Here is a 15,135-nt window from a genome sequence, read left to right as displayed (position 1 = left end):
TTCTACTCAACCATTGGGATTGAACACCTGAAAGACCCTTTCTTCACCCTCCTCCGGTGAGATGTCCCTGAAGGTCGTCGTATGCATCTCGATCCACTTGTTAGCGGCACGTAGTGTGTAGTGCCAGTTCAGGCGTTCAAGTTCCTTCACAAAGTCAGTGGTGCTGATGGTATAGCGGCCAACGCCATCACGTTTTATCGCCAGTCTGAAGGCAATCAGGATTTCATAATCACGAGGCATGGTAGTCACTTCATTCGTCATGACTGTATTTATATACAGTATCTACTCTTACCTGCACTGATCAACATGATTTATCCAACAACTCACGAACGTACTGGTAGTAAAAAGGATTTAGTTCCGCCGTTTCGCTTTCATAAGTGGGCAGACGTGACCAGGATTAGTAGGCAACGATGGGTTGCCTGATCTTTTGAAAGGAATGTTATGAAGAGCTTTTTAGGTGGGATGTTTATTGTCGCCAGTCTTATGACGCTGGCTGGCTGCCAGGAACCTGGACCGGCTGTGGGTCCTGATGGTCGCCCTCATGCTCCAAGTCAACAGTCCGTGCCGGGTGGCCCGCAGGGTCAGGGGCCTGTCGGTCAGCCTCAGTCCTGAATCATTATGCCCGATTTTGTGTCGGGTATTTAACTCTGTTTTGAAGCCTTATACTTACTGAGTGTCAAAGATGAATGTCACCCTTAATCCAAAACAACAACTGAACGCTGATTAGTAATTTCATTTCCTGAATAAATCATGCAGTTAAATGATTTGGCCATCATGTAATTTACCCCGGAACCAAGAAAGTCGCTTTTAACTTAATATCGGGAATAAACATGAAAATCAGATTAACTTACGCTCTTTTATTATCCACGGCCCTTTTCCAGTTGCCCGCATCTGCTGCACTGAATAAACCTGACCTTAACAGTAACCGTACTTCAGTCTACCTCGGGTATCAGCATGGCGAGCTTAAAGATTTCGGGGCTCTGGATGGAGCCAACCTTAAACTGCATTATGAAACAGAATATCCGCTGGGCATTATGGGTTCTGTTTCTGCGATGAAAAACAGTTGGGGTAAAGGTCACTTTAAAAAAGGAAAAAATAAAACGGAAGCAGATAAGGAAACGCCTCACAGAAGTGCTGAATATTATTCAGCAATGGCAGGTCCGACATTCAGACTCAACGACTCAGTCAGTCTTTATGCGTTAACCGGGCTTGCTCACACGCGGGTAAAACTGCCTTCACGCGGGGAGGTGTCAACTGGTGATTCAGTTAGTGCATCAAATAAATTCGCTTACGGCTTCGGCATGATTGCTAATGTCACTGATAACCTGTCATTGACGGTAGGTTATGAAGGTTCGAAAGCCATGTTCGATGAGAAAGCACACAGTATTAATGGCATCCTGGTAAATGCGGGTTATCGCTTCTGATGTAGAACTGTCACGGAGGCCATGTACGGCTTTGGCATGGTCGCCAGTTATATTTCTTCCGGATAACATCAGAGCCACTCTCACTGCCACATACGAAAGAGTGGCTGGAAAGTAGTTTTCTCACTTATCAATCGGATTCAGGTTTTTTGGGCCATATGAAATCCGTTTCTTCTAGGCTAACGTTATAAATGTTCTGAAGGTAGTTTTTCCACTCTGTCAGCTTCTCATTATCCGATGAAGTAAGTTTTGTAATCGCTGAGATAAGCTCGAGCTCTCGGATTTCTTCGATTGCTTCGTTTAATTTTTCTTTTTTTATTATCAGGCGCTGCTTACGGCATTCCTCTTCTGATAGTGGTGGTAAATCAATCCAGCATGGATGACCGTTCGTATCTGCACCTCTTTTTTTTCCTGGGGGAGCTTCTCTTACAAACTCACGCCATATTTCGTCAGAAACAGGAATAATATCATCCTGCCAGAATCCACTTTCCCTGTATGTAACTTCCTCATCAAGAAAATAAAAGGCATCGACCTTTTTGCTATAGCCGAACTGCATGTTTAATATCCCATAGCCAGCCAGTAAAAAGATGTCTCACCGCTTCCAGCATGTAGAGTAAACTGATAGTTGTTAACACTGTCTACATACGAATTATCTTTACTCATTTTATGTTTACCGGACTGTGTTATTAAAATATTGAGACACTTTTTAGGAAACAATGCAGGGAATTTCACTACACCACCGCTCGCTTGAATCTGCCCTCCCTGCATGATGAGTTTACTGACCGGATCCTTACAGATAAAAACTGGATCATCCTTTTTAATTTTTAATATAGTTGAATGACTTTCGAGCCAGCTTTTTAAACTTCCCGCCCACAACTCGCCGGAAATGTCACCTTCAGGCGTAAGTTTCGACTTCCCGATTTCTAATGCTCTGTCCGTACTCAGCGTACCTTCAACCCTTAACGTCCCTTTTACTTCGCCACCCTCAAGCGACAGGTAGCGCTTGTCCGATTCTTGGCGGCTGTAGCTGTTAGGGGAAGAGCACAGAATCCATGCGCCTGGCGTGCTGTTCCATTCGACTTCCACAATCTGCCCCTGCGTAATTTGCCCTGCCTGAAGCTCCTCATGTCCGGTAGTGAATATGCTGGCTTCAGGCAGATGACTCACCGCAAACGATGACGGACCTGTATTGGAATTTTTCGCCCTGAAATGCAGTCGCATACCGTCAGTGAGGTGGCTCACAGCTGGATGACAGGAAATCTGATAGTGGTTTGCTGTACCTGTATCTTCCCCGTAGTTCAGACGCCCCTGCTGAATCGCACTGATGAGGCCGTCAGCTGGCAGAAATGGTGCTCCATCAGCGTGTCGGATAGCTTCCGAATCTATTACGCGATCACCATAATTAACCGTGATCACCCACGCTGATGTGTAGCCCGCATCGGGGGGCGGCGTCATCTGTGCCCCACTGGCTGCCGCAATGCCAGCTTTTACCGCTACGTGACAGACACCCGATCGTATTGTGCTTTGTGCGTTGCCTGCATTATCGGGGCCGCTGTAGGCGATTGCCGGGTTAGCTGCGTTGTAATAAGGCAAGACGGTCGGGCCAGAATCTACATCACTGTAAGCAACCTGAATCAGGTAATTGATACTCTGACCCGCAGTGACAGGTGCCTTCAGGCTAAATGTCATCGGGACCAAGAGCAGTCCCTGCTTTACTATGCTGTTCGTGGTGTCTGCTGGCAGTGAGGAATATGCCGCACCATCAATAAACTGCAGAGAGTAAATCTGGCCTTCCCCCACACTGACTGTCATCGATGCAGGCATGCTGGGTGTGCAGGCGAGGCCGAAGAGACAGGTATTTTGCCCCAGAATGGCAGCAGCAAGTTTAGCCAGTCCAACCATGGCAAACTTGTTGGTATTCAGCAGGTCAGTTTCCAGCGGAATCTGCCCCGGATATACAATCTGACGATCCATAATTTCCCCATAAAAAAGGCCACCTGAAAGGTGGCCAGACGAATAAATCCTGCAGATTTCGTGATTACTCCAGCCTGACCCACACGATACTGCCTTCGATTTTCACCGCCGCTACTGCGGCGTATAACTGTGCATCTGTCACTTCGCCCCTGAACTTTTCGAGTGAAATGTATTGCCCACGCGAAGGCGTACCGTATCCGGATGGCGAAGTGTCATAACCCGCGATGTAAGGGAGACCTGAGATTTCAGGCCTGCGTGCAATGACGAATGCCTGATAAGGCGTCATCAGCGAACCGTATCCCCCCCCATCCGGTAACCCAGCGCGGACCCGCCGTATGAACCGGTATCCGCGGGTCTTTGTGGTTCAAAAACCGTTGGCGTATTGCCCGTCAGTGCCTCAAGCACATCGATAATGGCCTGGCGCGTGCCGCGCTCACGGAAAAGGTTAATCAGAATCTTTTTGCGGAAAGCGTCATCGGTCATGCCCACCGGTCGATGCTGTGTGTTACCGAAGAAGTCATATGCGGCCATATCCAGCCAGCCATCCGTGGCGGTTGAAATACGTGTCTGTTTTTGTGCATGCCGATACAGCCTGTGACACCATGCCAGTGTCTGGGCAGCAGCCACCAGCACATTATTGAGCAGTGGGCTGCTATCGGCAAACCAGCCAGTGGGCAGCAGCCCCCGGAGTCGTGAATGAAAGTCGTCCTGATCACCTTTCGCCATTCAGCTCACCATTATGCTGTGGAGGCGAATAACCTGCCGGTGAGAGGCCGCAAGGTCCGATATCCCCTGATTGAGCGTAAGCGCTGTGATGTTTGTCACTAAGTGACTGGCACCATATGCAACCTTGAACAGCTGGGTATACGCAAGCAGTTTCCCCAGCGAAAGGCTGTTTATGTATTGAGTGACATCCTGTTTGACGAGACTAATGACCCCGGCATGGTCTGCCGATGATTCTGTGGTGATAATGAGCGTGACGTCTGCATTAACAACCTCGGGTGCGAATACGCCAAACGTGACAGTAAATCCCCGTACCGCATCGATGGCCATGTAGGCCCGCTTGAGAAAATCAGGAGAAGGGATACCTGTGCCGTCATCGACTACTGCATAAAAATATCCTGGTTTTGGCGCATCGTCATAGCTGCAGTTTTCAGTCAGTGTGTAGATCACTCCTTGCTGCAAACTGGTAAGAGCAAACCCAATGGCCGCCTTCGTAGCTTTTGACAGTGAGGCTATCCACTGAACAAAGCGTTCGCGAAAATCGTCATCAGGCTCAGAATCTTTGCCATTCACGAATATGTCGTGGTTAGTGACAGTATCCACATAGGGTATCGAGCCTGTAATAACGCAGACCATCCCTTTCTGCGCATTACCTGCAGCACCTGCGGTATTCGCCAGAACTGGCACGGCAAGGGAACAGACCTTAGCGTCCATGACATATCCACACAACTCTGCATTCCAGCCTTCACCAGCCGTTACCGTGTAAGTCTGGCTGCCGTCTGCCGTGGTCACTAACGTTCCCACGGGAATAAGCGCCTGCTTCGTAGCTGTGAACCGGCTAAAGGTTACCTTTCCGGTTGCCTGGATAGCTGAAAGTCGGGTAAAACTAAAATCTGCCATCCAGCTGTCAAGGTCTTCGCCTGAACAGGTTGCCGCGCGGGTAGTCACCAGCAGTTTCACAATCAGCTGCTGTATCCACATGGCCACGCCGGCATTCGACTCAGCCAGCGACCGGAGAATGCTGCCAATGGAGAAGTCCACCAGTTTCAGAGTCCTGGCCTGAATAGCGGTAACCTGGTCGCTGACCAGCTCAGCAAAGGATTTGATGTTCAGTGTTGCCACTTAATACCTCGTTACGTCAAAACGGAGTGTTTCGGGTGTGTCCGTCAGCGCATCGGTGTATGACACAGAGACACTGACACCGCCTTCGAAAAGGGACAGGCGGACCTGCGGTGGCGGACTGGATGATACGGCTTCCTCAAGCAACATCTGCCCGACAATCAGCGCGCGCCACTCTCCGGGGTGAATGTTTTCCCCCACCTTTTTTCCCAGCCCGGCGCCATATTCAGGGTGAAACAGATAGTCACCGGGATTGGTAAGGAGACGACGCAAAATGCGCTGTCTGCCCCGCTCCCGCTCATTTACCGGGCGCAGGTCGCCCGCAGGCGAGACATCAAGGTCTCCGCCCATCATGTGGTAGAGGTCGAACATGGATTACTGCGACTTTAAGGATGAGATTTGTTGTTTAGGTGGCTGAGTAAATTGCCCCCGGCCATTTTCGAAGTGTGTGTGTCCGGCATAAACAGTGCGGATCCGGTGAACTGTGCCGTACTGGCCATTACAGTCGCAGATGTCTTTAACCACGGTGAGGTTCTCATCTATCAGCACATTGCCGCCCGTAAAATAATGGGCCGGTGCGTCATAGGTGAGTTTGACTTTCGCACTTAACAGAACTTCGCCGCTGTTCAGGAATTTGAGCAGTGAACCACTCTGATGCACCAGCCAGAACTCGCCGGAAGGTGGTCCAGGACAAAGGTCTTCATCGTTGTAGAACTGCCCCGCCGCCATGCCAGCACCCGGCAGGCCAGAATCAAACTCGACCTCCACGACTGCACCAATCATCGGTCCCGCGGCCATGCCCCAGCCGTTGCCGACCCAGGGTGAGCTGAGGGGGATCCAGCCCGTTTCCTCACCCGTTGGTTGCAACTGCACTTTCACCGCATAGGCTTCCGGATCGTATGCGGTGATGATGCCCTGCCGGGGACCGTTTTCGCCCATGGTGGCCTGCCTTGCCGTTGCCGCCATGACATTCAGTAAGACTCTCATTGCCGCACCTCCAGAGCCGGACTGTGATTCTTCCCGGACAGATGCATGGTGTAGCCATTGTCCCAACTGAGCGTCCGACGCACGCGATCGCACCAGTAAGACTGATCGAACGGGCTTTGCGTGCCCTCAATACGAACCAGTGTACGTGGCGTCAGCAGGTTGTCACCCGAGGTTGAACCACTGAATGACAGCTCATGCTGGACAATCTGGCGGTAAATTGACTGCGCCAGTGCGCTTGCCGCCTCGGGTGACAGGCCATTTCGTATCACGCGATAAACCTGCGTCTTCGCTTTCGCCTGCCCGGGTGAAGCGCCCTTTGATGATTCCGGGTAAGTCGCAACAAACTGTCTGTTTTTTTGCTTCGCATTCCAGCTCAGCACCTCAACAGTGACACCTCTGGAAATCGTCAGCGCACGCGAAAAAGACAGGTCGTCGGAGAGATTGCACTGAGGAAAGGCCATGACACCTGGAGGTTGCCAGCGGATCACGTAATGTTCTTTATTCCGCGGATCTGTCAGGGGGTGAAAGTAAAGGCTGTCGTCTTTCACATACACCGAGAAATTCTCGATGCCTGCCAGCGTGCTGAGTAAATCCCATTCGGTCTGCTCGCCTGTCAGGTGCGCATTATCAATCTGATAAAACTCCCCGATGCGCTGAGTTGTCGCCGTGACGTGCGCTTTGAGCCCGTGACGCTGCGCCAGCAGAGTCGCTATCTGCGAGCTGGTGTGGTTTTTGAAACTGTCTCCAGTGGTTTTCGCATCAATGAGCAGAGCGGTGAAATCACGTCCTTCAGCCGTTATCTCAAATCGCGCTGGCTGATAATGCCAGGCATCAATGTTACCCATGATGAGCTTTTTCTCGTCAGTGCCGGCCTGCGTGATTATCGATATGAACAGTTCTACACGAATAGTCGTCTGTACCGCCCACCAGTTCAGCATCTGTATGGAAGCTGGCAGCGCTGAAATGGCCAGAGTCAGATCAAACGTTGACGCCCCGCGAAATGCATTGTCCTCAACCGAAAAGGAGACAAAGGGAACTTCAATACCGTTTAAAAGACAACGCCCGTTGACATGGCGGGCGCTGGATTCAATGATGGGATGGTTAATATCCATAGCTAACTCGTCGGGCTGGTAGGGATGTTCAGGGTGTGAATGCCGCTTAATTGCGGATCGGACAGGTCATTGGCATCAGCTATGCTGGTCCAAAGTGACGCGTCGCCATACTGTTCTGACGCCACCTGATAAAGGTTACCACCCGACAGTGTCACCGCCCTGACGCCCGAAGCCGTCTGGCCTGCGTTCACGTTTTTATTCAGCCGCCCCAGCACGTCCTGCAGACGGTAAAGCGAAGGAATGCGCGTGGTGTGATCTAACTGCAGGAGGAGATTGCTGACGGTTCTGGCAATGGGATTGCCTGGCACCAGGCCGCCCAGTGAAGTAATTTTCCCTGCTGCGGCCTCCAGCAGCGCAAGCTCATGCTGAATGATGTTACGGGCGGCAATCAGCGGTCTGACAATAGCCTGAATCTGCACGACCGTAGCATGTGCAAAGTCGGTGACCATCTTAACAGCCTGATGCAGGTCTTTAACGGCCTGCGTAACGGCATCGATGTTAATCAGATGAGCCAGCCCCAGTGCGCGGCCCAGGTCACTGTCAATCAGCCCCTGCAACGCACCGGTCAGTGCATCGACTTTGGCCGGTGCGCCATCATTTTTGACCACGGCTACTTCAATGGAATACGGACGACGCCAGATAAATTCATACACCGGCGTGAAACTGGTTATGACGACCGTAAACCGGTAATCGTCCAGAGTGAGTACAGTCGGTCGCCCTTCATCGCGCATCCGCTCAAGGGCGTTGACACGCTCACTGGCCTGCGAGCCGGTGATGATTCCTGACCAAGTCAGCGGTTCGTACTCTGTACCCAGCACGTCGATGATACGTCGGCCCCCGATAAGTTGGTGCTGCACTGTCTTCTGCCGACCGGGGATAGCGATGCGTTCGGGGACCTCAAATTCCATAAACTCGAACTCACCCAGCACCAGGCGAGTAACTGTCGGATCGATACATTGCGCGAACTGACTCAGGGAATCTAATAATGGCATTTAATTTTCACCTTTTGAACGTGTAACTTTCTTTGGGGGAGTTACGCATGTATTCGGGTGCATTCCCTGCCGCTTCGCATGCAAAATCTCATGCGCCGTCTAATATGCAGAAGCGTCTGTTACTCCTCGTGATGGAAGCACGCTCTTTGAAATGTTCGGTACACTTTTGTGCCAGCCCGGTTGCCACCACTTCCGGGCTTCTATTTTCTCTAATATGCGCAGCTATTTTTCTCTCAATTAATTCCCCACTTAACTCAAATTTCGTTAATTTCTTTGACCTGTTTCAATTAATTAGCCATCTAAGCATGTGGAAAACCCGATGTGCCTGGCTAAAATTTTCAAGGTGTACCACTTTTAAAATCATATAAAAACTGTGAAAGAGGTCTGACTGTGGAAGAAATTAAACGTAGAGGTGGTTCAGGAAATTTTGCCAACGATCCGGAACGAGCCAGGACAGCTGGAAAAATTGGAGGCAGCCTCAGCGGAGGTAACTTCAAAAACAATCCTGAACGTGCCATTGAAGCTGGACGAAAGGGAGGCAGTGTAAGTCGCCGCCCATCTAATCCGTCTGCCTGATTCGCTGAAGGATCACTTGCCAGGGAATGGCATTTTAAACTTTCCTTTTCCAGCACCAACGCCACTCATACGTTCTTCAAAGCTTCGTCTACTGCTTTTCTCAATTCTTCATAGGGCACTTCCCCCAAAAGAACGCGATCACCAATGAACGTTGTCGGTGTACCAGAATACTGCAGTGTTCGCAGTAACTCCTTGTTCACCTCAATGATGTGGTGCGTATCGGGTCTGAACTTATTCAGCTTTACACCCGCCGTCTCTAGAGCTGACCGAATACGATCATCATCCGCCATGCCTGGATAGACCATCAGTGCATGGTGGAAAGCATGGAATTTATCAGGTTGCTCAATCCAGACTGTGAGAGCCATACGCGTTGCCGCGGTAGACGCTTCGGAACCATACGAAATCAACCTGTAGGTGATAGCAATCTGGGGATACGCCTTGAGCAGTTTTTCCAGGTTGCTGTCGAGTTGCCTGCAATGAATGCAGTCATAGTTAACGAAGCTGACAATTTTCAACACCGGGTGCTCAGCTCCCACCACCGGCGACATGGGGTCATTCAGCAATTTGTTATGAATCAGTGCCTCGACCTGTGCCGGTCTGGCAGGTGAGAATGCCACCTTTGTAGGCGATGAAATGCTGGTGTCAGAGGGGTGCCCACAAAAGTCAGCTCCCGCTATTGCCGAGCCAACAGATATCAATCCAAGTAAAACGAATATCTTCTTCATCATACCCATACTCCATCCAGAAACTCGCGGCATCCGCGACTGTGCGTTTGTCAGTGAGGTGATGGTTAACCCACGACCAGAGCGCGCAGCATGGCGATAACAGCATTCTGAATTCTGAATATTTGCGAAACTGATGAGTTAAACGAAACGGGGTCTACGGAACTGACAGGCTGCTGGCATGGCCGGAATGCATCATCAGCATGGATGAGTCGAAAGCGCTGGTGCCTGCAGGTGCACGCGTCGCCTCACGCACCTGATGTTGCGTTACGGCTTCGCCCACTGCCTTTTTATCCAGATATACCTTACTGTGCACCTGTATCATCTGCTGAGTTCTGTCTGGCAATGGAGGTGCGTCATTACCGCGATGCAGGCTCCGCATACCTTTTGCGTAATCTACGCCTGCCTGACTTCTGCCCTGACCTGCCAGGGCAATCGCCATGGCTGAATGGGCTCCGGGAACGTGTGTGCCACGGGTAATGGCCTCAATATCATCGTAAAGTGTGTAAGCGCTCTTTTTCAGTTGGCGTTCAGCCGATGTCGGAATATTTACGCCAGGCAGGTTGTTGAGCAGACCGATGATGTAGTCAAACAACCGGTTAAAGCCTGACTGAAAACGCTCACCGAACTTATCGGCTCTGGACTCAATGCCTTCCCACCAACTGATAAAGTGTTGCCCCATCCCCTTTATCGCAGCCCAGGTTGTGCTGGCCACCTCACTCAACTCTCTCCACATCCCCGTCAGCGCGGGACGGATACGCTCCCAGTTGCTGTAAATCAGCACGCTGGCACCGGCAACTGCTGCGATGGCCAGCGTCACCGGGCCACCCAGCATCGCGGCGACAGAGGTGAACACACCGAGGCTGCCCACCAGACGGGCACCGGTGATGGTGGCACCTAACAGCAAAATCCCCCCGGACAGCAGTGATAACCCCGCGAGCGCAGTCGCAGAGTACGCCGCAATCCGGCTAGCCCATGGATTGTCTTCAGCGAACTTGCTGAGTTTGTCGATAAATCGCGTGAGTCCCAGCGTCAGTCTGGTTACCGTGGGCAGCAGCTGGATGCCCAGAATGGCTTTCAGGTTGGTCCAGGCTGCCGTGAGGGCAACCGCTGCTCCATCAGGTGAATTCAGATAGGTGTCGTAAGCCGTGCTGTAGCTCTGCGCACGGTGGAATACCGCGGCGTCTTTTCTCAGTTTGGTCGCATTCTTGATGTGCTGACCATAAAACTGTCCGGCGTTACGGTTCAGGTATTCACCGAGCATGTTCCCGACCTGGTCATCGGTAAGCCCGCTGCCGTAACGCTGTCGGATTTTCTCCGCCATCACGCCAGCCAGCTTATCAGGACGGGAAAACAGTCGCGCGTACTCCGGTTTGAGGCCACCACTGGTAACGGACTCACTGCCGAGGCTAAGCCTGTATACATCCCTGTCTTCAGCCGACATGTTACGCATAGCTTCGCGCATCATCTTCATTCGTAAAGGACTGACACTTTCTTCAAGCATTCCAAGTTCAGCCAGAAATCCCTTTGCCTTGCGGTCCATATGTCCGCCGATAAGCGAACTGAATGCTGTCATTAGAGCGGAACCAGACTTACTCCCACCGTTATCCATGCTCATCAGCCCCGCAAACTGGCCATAGAGATATTGCGGATCGAGCATCATATAAGCGACTTTGCCCGTCTGCGAGGCCGCGAGGAAGTCCTTCGGGCTGACACGCCCGCGGGACGCAAGCTGAACCTGAGACATCATCGACAGTTCATGCTGGAAACGGGCGGGGTCATTAACTACTGCGCCACCACGGTGCTCCAGCACCTTCGCCGCGGCGTTGACCAGTCCGTCAGTCGCGCCTTTGCCGAGCGCCATACGCACTGTTGCTTCATAGCGCGCAAATTCAGGTGCGGTCTCAACAGCATGGTGCAGGTCACCGAACGCCGTATGCAGGTCCTGAATCAGCCGGATGTTACCTGCGATCGTAGTTCCCAGCGTCTGATGCGCCAGCAACTGCGCCTGCCCCGTGACGGCAGCATTATTCTGAGCGGAAAGATTGAGCGTGCGAAAGTCAGTCTGGCCTCGCACCAGGTCCCGAGCCGCCTTGAGGGTCGCATCCAGTCCCTTAGTGATACCCAGACCTACAGCTGTCAGACCACCACCGGCGATCGTCATTCTCCCGATCTGTTTCATCTGAGCCTGAAACAATGCGGCCTGCTGGTGGGTATCAGCGAACCTGCGGGACACAGCGAGTAAACCAGCGGAGATGTTTTCGGTCAGACTGAGCCTGACTGCGACTTTATAGGCATCTAAATCCATCTACACTCCGTATTTCAGGCAATAAAAAACCCGCTTTCGCGGGTTACGTCAGGATGCATGGCTTTTGCGCCACTCATCGACCATTTCTCTGGAAACTTCTTTCTTGTAGCAAACAGGCGCATACCCACCCTGCTTGCTCCACGCACTTCTTCTGCCACAACTACTGCCATTACGGGCGGAGTTGAACGGACACGCACAGACACCCGGGTATGCCGCGATTGAATCTTCGATAATGAGCTGACGTATCTGATCGTCGGTCTGCTTTGATGATTTCGCCTCTGTAGCGCTGATCCACAAGAGACTAAAGGCCGCAGCCAAAGTTACAGCGAGTTTGCGTTTATTCATGATTCCCTCCGTTAAAAGAGAGGATAAATTAGCCTGAATAAAGGCGGTCCAATCGTCTGAAAAAGCAGCAAGTAATTGCTTATTTTTTTTGAAAACATCCAAACAAAAAAGCCACCTTCAGGTGGCTTCATATCAGACGTGGTTTTCGCAGCCTGCCATGGTTTTATCGATGATGAGGTTTCCTTCAACACGGAAACCAAATGTCCCGAAGATAAATGCATGGTTCAGTTGAGAAATCACTACGTCGCTCAAGCCTACCGCGCATTTATCCTTTTCGATCGCCCTGTCCATTGCCGTTTTAACGTTAGGAATGCCCAGAGGGAAAATAACGATTGGTGCTTTGTCTTCACCTGTAACACGTGCACCCTTTTCAAACTTGCCAGCATTGAGGTTGTAGTTTTTAGTACTACCCACCGTCATGTCGGCCACGCGCACTGTACAACCTGAAAGTAAAAGCGCTCCCAGCGCTACTGCTAAAACCTTTTTCATTTTTATTTTCCATTGATTGCAAACGGACGCATCCTAGCATCATGCACATGCAATTCAACTTTAAAACAATAATTTATATCTTCTCCTACTAATATTGGCAGGTCAGCGACAGCGATTTACCCATCAACAGTTGCATTGCGACACCACAGCGAGTTAAGACTATTCCTATAAATTTTATTGATAAGTCATCCTCTCGGACGTAATGTAATTTCGCCACTTGGCAACACAATCACACAGCGAGAAACATTATGAAAAAAGTAATGGCTATCTTTTGCCTCATTCTGTCTATGGGTGCTTCAGTGAGTGCATTTGCGGGCAACTGTCAGCATAACAATGATACAGCTGCAGATGGTTCACGTTGCGGTAACCGCTCTGCGGACGCTCGTCCGGGCGGCAACTAAAGATATAGCCCACTAAGGTGGGCTTTATCTTTAAAAGGGCATGATGTGAGAGTGATGATCAAAGGTTCTTTTGGCTAAATGATCTCCGTTATTCGCCGATAACCATAGGCAATCAACTCATGGAGAACTCTCAATGGAAAAGCCAAACCCTCTCGCAGCCCTGTCACTAATCATCTGGTTTCTGATGTTCATCCCTTGCTTCCGCATGGCACAGAAGGCTGGTTTCGGATGGAAGATGGCGTTGCTGCTATCGTGTCCCGGTATACATTTCATCATGCTTTATGTCTTCGCTTACAGAAAGTGGTCAACTGCCCCATATCGGTAAGCACTGATCATCTATCAGGATGGGCTTAAGAAGAAAGCCAAGTTAGTATTGTTAAATAAGAATTTGCCACCATAGGGAGTGAATGTGGCGTCATTATCAAATTCGATTTGGAACGAAATGGGTGTTATCCCTCCAATAGATGAAAGGGATCCAACGAGTCAAAACCGATCCCCCTATCCAATCGACATTATTCGGTTCACAGCAACTTTTGCCCTTACTCCTGCGAGAATAAATATTCTCAGGGGTTTTCTTGCATTCCGTAATGAGCTTTATAGCGCGGGAATTCATTCTGGATTTCAATGGCTAGATGGTAGCTTTTCGGAAAACGTTGAATTAATCGAGAACAGGCCTCCAAACGATATTGATGTTGTGACATTTTACAGGCGCGATGATGGTGATACCGATGAAATAATTGTTGGGAGAAATCCAAATCTCTTTGACCATGATCACGTCAAGTCAACATTTGCGGTAGACTCCTACTTTCAAGCGCTTCAGCTTGAGGGGGAGAACCTTGTTAAAAGTACTGTATATTGGTACAGTATGTGGTCACATAAACGAGATAGCTCTTGGAAGGGTTTTTTGAGTGTTCCCCTATCCCCTGAGCTTGATCCGGCAGCTTTAACTATACTTAACCATGCGCAACAAAATGGGGGTGAGCAATGAATCATAGTGATTATTTGTTCGCTGTCAGTGAAAGAGAGCAAATCCTGAAGTTACTTGCTGATTTGCCAGACTCCCAATCTATTAGTCGAATGAGTTTAGAGTCTCGGCTTAAGAAAGTTGACTCCATTATTGATCAAGCTGATGTCAGGAAATATCCTCCAACAAAAGCTGTTTTGACTTTCCGAGGCCCAACAGTCATTGGCTCCCATGGGATTTCAGCTGCGTTCGGTACAAAAGCAGTTCAGTATTTTAATGAAGCTATTTCCTATGTTGCTGCAGCATTTATTGACCCTCTTCCGACTGGAGGAAAGGTCCGTGCTGCTGAAGACAACCATTTAATGATAACGTCTTCTGCAAGGGGTTCTTTCGGCTTCGTATTAGAGGAGTTTTGCCCTGACTCTCCTTTAGGATTTGATGAGAAAACACTCGTATCTCAAGCCATTGATAAGTCGCAAGAAATACTTGAAGCTTCTATTGCGAAAGATGATGACAGATTGACCGATGCTCTCTATGAATTGGATTCTCGAGCACTCGATAAAATAAGGGCTTTTGTTTCATATCTGCAAACTAACAAAACCGTTTTTTCGTTAAAACATAATGAGCACAGCACTACATTTAATAGCACTGTCCAGCTTGAACTGGCCATGCAGAAATTAAGTGTTGATAACATTCATGAAGAAGACTTTGAATCTGAGGTTATATTCATTGGGACATTACCGAACAAAAGGCAATGCGAGTTTATAATCCTTGGTGACCCAAGTGTGAAATCTGCGAGAATTGACAAATCAATCAACTCACCAGATGAGATAAATAAACATTTAGGCACGCCAGCAAAATGCACTTTTAAAAAAGTCACCGTTGGTGCTAGCAAGCCTAAGTTTGTACTGATTAAATTACCTTCATGGTGATTCATTAGCCCGGCTCAATCCGGGTTAATGAAACATGCCACTTGGTCCTACCGCTTCGCATGCATTCCTC

At 49.9% G+C, this 15,135-nt stretch carries 18 protein-coding genes and 1 pseudogene; 6 read left to right on the top strand and 13 right to left on the bottom strand.

The features are described from left to right. Positions 1-6: 6 nt before the first annotated feature. The gene (locus ACPUC8_RS14325; RefSeq protein ID WP_494926653.1) at positions 7-240 is read right to left on the bottom strand and encodes a DNA polymerase V; all 234 of its coding nucleotides are present in this window, start codon (positions 238-240) and stop codon (positions 7-9) included. Positions 241-441: 201 nt separating this feature from the next. On the opposite strand from ACPUC8_RS14325, the gene ACPUC8_RS14320 reads away from it, so the two are divergent. Next, positions 442-612: a hypothetical protein gene (locus ACPUC8_RS14320; protein WP_494926614.1), complete on the top strand. Its 171-nt coding sequence runs from the start codon at positions 442-444 to the stop codon at positions 610-612. A 218-nt stretch (positions 613-830) separates the two neighbouring features. Then, positions 831-1,424, top strand: coding sequence for an Ail/Lom family outer membrane beta-barrel protein (locus tag ACPUC8_RS14315; protein ID WP_494926613.1), 594 nt, complete (start codon positions 831-833; stop codon positions 1,422-1,424). 127 nt (positions 1,425-1,551) lie between these two features. On the opposite strand, the gene ACPUC8_RS14310 is transcribed toward ACPUC8_RS14315, so the two are convergent. The 8 genes and pseudogenes from ACPUC8_RS14310 to ACPUC8_RS14275 all read right to left on the bottom strand — a co-directional run bounded on the left by ACPUC8_RS14310 (position 1,552) and on the right by ACPUC8_RS14275 (position 8,328). Further along, entirely contained in the window at positions 1,552-1,977 is a 426-nt protein-coding gene (locus tag ACPUC8_RS14310) for a tail fiber assembly protein (RefSeq protein ID WP_494926612.1), read from the bottom strand. 2 nt (positions 1,978-1,979) lie between these two features. Continuing rightward, positions 1,980-3,395, bottom strand: coding sequence for a gp53-like domain-containing protein (locus tag ACPUC8_RS14305; RefSeq protein WP_494926611.1), 1,416 nt, complete (start codon positions 3,393-3,395; stop codon positions 1,980-1,982). Between the two features lie 64 nt (positions 3,396-3,459). Beyond that, positions 3,460-4,121: pseudogene (locus tag ACPUC8_RS14300) on the bottom strand (UCP028438 family phage-derived protein). Continuing rightward, complete coding sequence (locus ACPUC8_RS14295; protein ID WP_494926610.1) at positions 4,122-5,240, bottom strand: baseplate J/gp47 family protein; 1,119 nt, start codon at positions 5,238-5,240, stop codon at positions 4,122-4,124. Next, positions 5,241-5,609 (bottom strand): phage tail protein, encoded by a 369-nt coding sequence (locus tag ACPUC8_RS14290; RefSeq protein ID WP_494926609.1) that lies wholly within the window; start codon positions 5,607-5,609, stop codon positions 5,241-5,243. A gap of 3 nt (positions 5,610-5,612) precedes the next feature. Further along, complete coding sequence (locus ACPUC8_RS14285) at positions 5,613-6,224, bottom strand: phage baseplate assembly protein V (protein WP_494926608.1); 612 nt, start codon at positions 6,222-6,224, stop codon at positions 5,613-5,615. Beyond that, positions 6,221-7,336: a phage late control D family protein gene (locus ACPUC8_RS14280; protein ID WP_494926607.1), complete on the bottom strand. Its 1,116-nt coding sequence runs from the start codon at positions 7,334-7,336 to the stop codon at positions 6,221-6,223. Before ACPUC8_RS14280 ends, ACPUC8_RS14285 begins: the two co-directional genes overlap by 4 nt. 2 nt (positions 7,337-7,338) lie before the next feature. Continuing rightward, positions 7,339-8,328 carry a hypothetical protein gene (locus tag ACPUC8_RS14275; RefSeq protein ID WP_494926606.1) on the bottom strand — a complete coding sequence of 330 codons (990 nt, stop codon included), beginning with the start codon at positions 8,326-8,328 and terminating at the stop codon, positions 7,339-7,341. Positions 8,329-8,727: 399 nt separating this feature from the next. Between ACPUC8_RS14275 and ACPUC8_RS14270 the strand changes: the two genes are divergently transcribed. Continuing rightward, positions 8,728-8,904 carry a con-10 family general stress protein gene (locus ACPUC8_RS14270; RefSeq protein WP_494926652.1) on the top strand — a complete coding sequence of 59 codons (177 nt, stop codon included), beginning with the start codon at positions 8,728-8,730 and terminating at the stop codon, positions 8,902-8,904. Between the two features lie 65 nt (positions 8,905-8,969). Here ACPUC8_RS14270 and ACPUC8_RS14265 read toward each other — a convergent pair whose 3' ends face one another. Together ACPUC8_RS14265 and ACPUC8_RS14260 are read right to left on the bottom strand one after the other, a co-directional pair. Next, the gene (locus tag ACPUC8_RS14265) at positions 8,970-9,632 is read right to left on the bottom strand and encodes a thioredoxin domain-containing protein (protein WP_494926605.1); all 663 of its coding nucleotides are present in this window, start codon (positions 9,630-9,632) and stop codon (positions 8,970-8,972) included. A 151-nt stretch (positions 9,633-9,783) separates the two neighbouring features. Next, positions 9,784-11,496 (bottom strand): phage tail tape measure protein, encoded by a 1,713-nt coding sequence (locus ACPUC8_RS14260; protein ID WP_494926604.1) that lies wholly within the window; start codon positions 11,494-11,496, stop codon positions 9,784-9,786. A gap of 42 nt (positions 11,497-11,538) precedes the next feature. Here ACPUC8_RS14260 and ACPUC8_RS14255 point away from each other — a divergent pair, with 42 nt between their 5' ends. Further along, on the top strand, positions 11,539-11,871 hold the full coding sequence (locus tag ACPUC8_RS14255) for a hypothetical protein (RefSeq protein ID WP_494926603.1): 333 nt from the start codon (positions 11,539-11,541) through the stop codon (positions 11,869-11,871). A 111-nt stretch (positions 11,872-11,982) separates the two neighbouring features. Here ACPUC8_RS14255 and ACPUC8_RS14250 read toward each other — a convergent pair whose 3' ends face one another. Both ACPUC8_RS14250 and ACPUC8_RS14245 read right to left on the bottom strand, forming a co-directional pair. After that, the gene (locus ACPUC8_RS14250; protein WP_494926651.1) at positions 11,983-12,279 is read right to left on the bottom strand and encodes a hypothetical protein; all 297 of its coding nucleotides are present in this window, start codon (positions 12,277-12,279) and stop codon (positions 11,983-11,985) included. A 132-nt stretch (positions 12,280-12,411) separates the two neighbouring features. Further along, positions 12,412-12,768, bottom strand: a complete 357-nt coding sequence (locus tag ACPUC8_RS14245) for a hypothetical protein (RefSeq protein WP_494926602.1) — start codon at positions 12,766-12,768, stop codon at positions 12,412-12,414. A gap of 810 nt (positions 12,769-13,578) precedes the next feature. On the opposite strand from ACPUC8_RS14245, the gene ACPUC8_RS14240 reads away from it, so the two are divergent. Both ACPUC8_RS14240 and ACPUC8_RS14235 read left to right on the top strand, forming a co-directional pair. Continuing rightward, positions 13,579-14,157, top strand: a complete 579-nt coding sequence (locus ACPUC8_RS14240; protein ID WP_494926601.1) for a DUF6932 family protein — start codon at positions 13,579-13,581, stop codon at positions 14,155-14,157. Beyond that, a complete protein-coding gene (locus tag ACPUC8_RS14235; protein ID WP_494926600.1) occupies positions 14,154-15,065 on the top strand; it encodes a hypothetical protein in 912 nt (303 codons plus the stop codon). The genes ACPUC8_RS14240 and ACPUC8_RS14235 overlap by 4 nt, the downstream gene beginning before the upstream one ends. Positions 15,066-15,135 lie beyond the last annotated feature (70 nt).

The sequence above is a fragment of the Pantoea sp. CFCC18177 genome, from assembly GCF_059412425.1.
The sequence above is the reverse complement of the archived record's forward strand: the minus strand, read 5'-3'. Positions and strand labels throughout refer to the sequence as shown.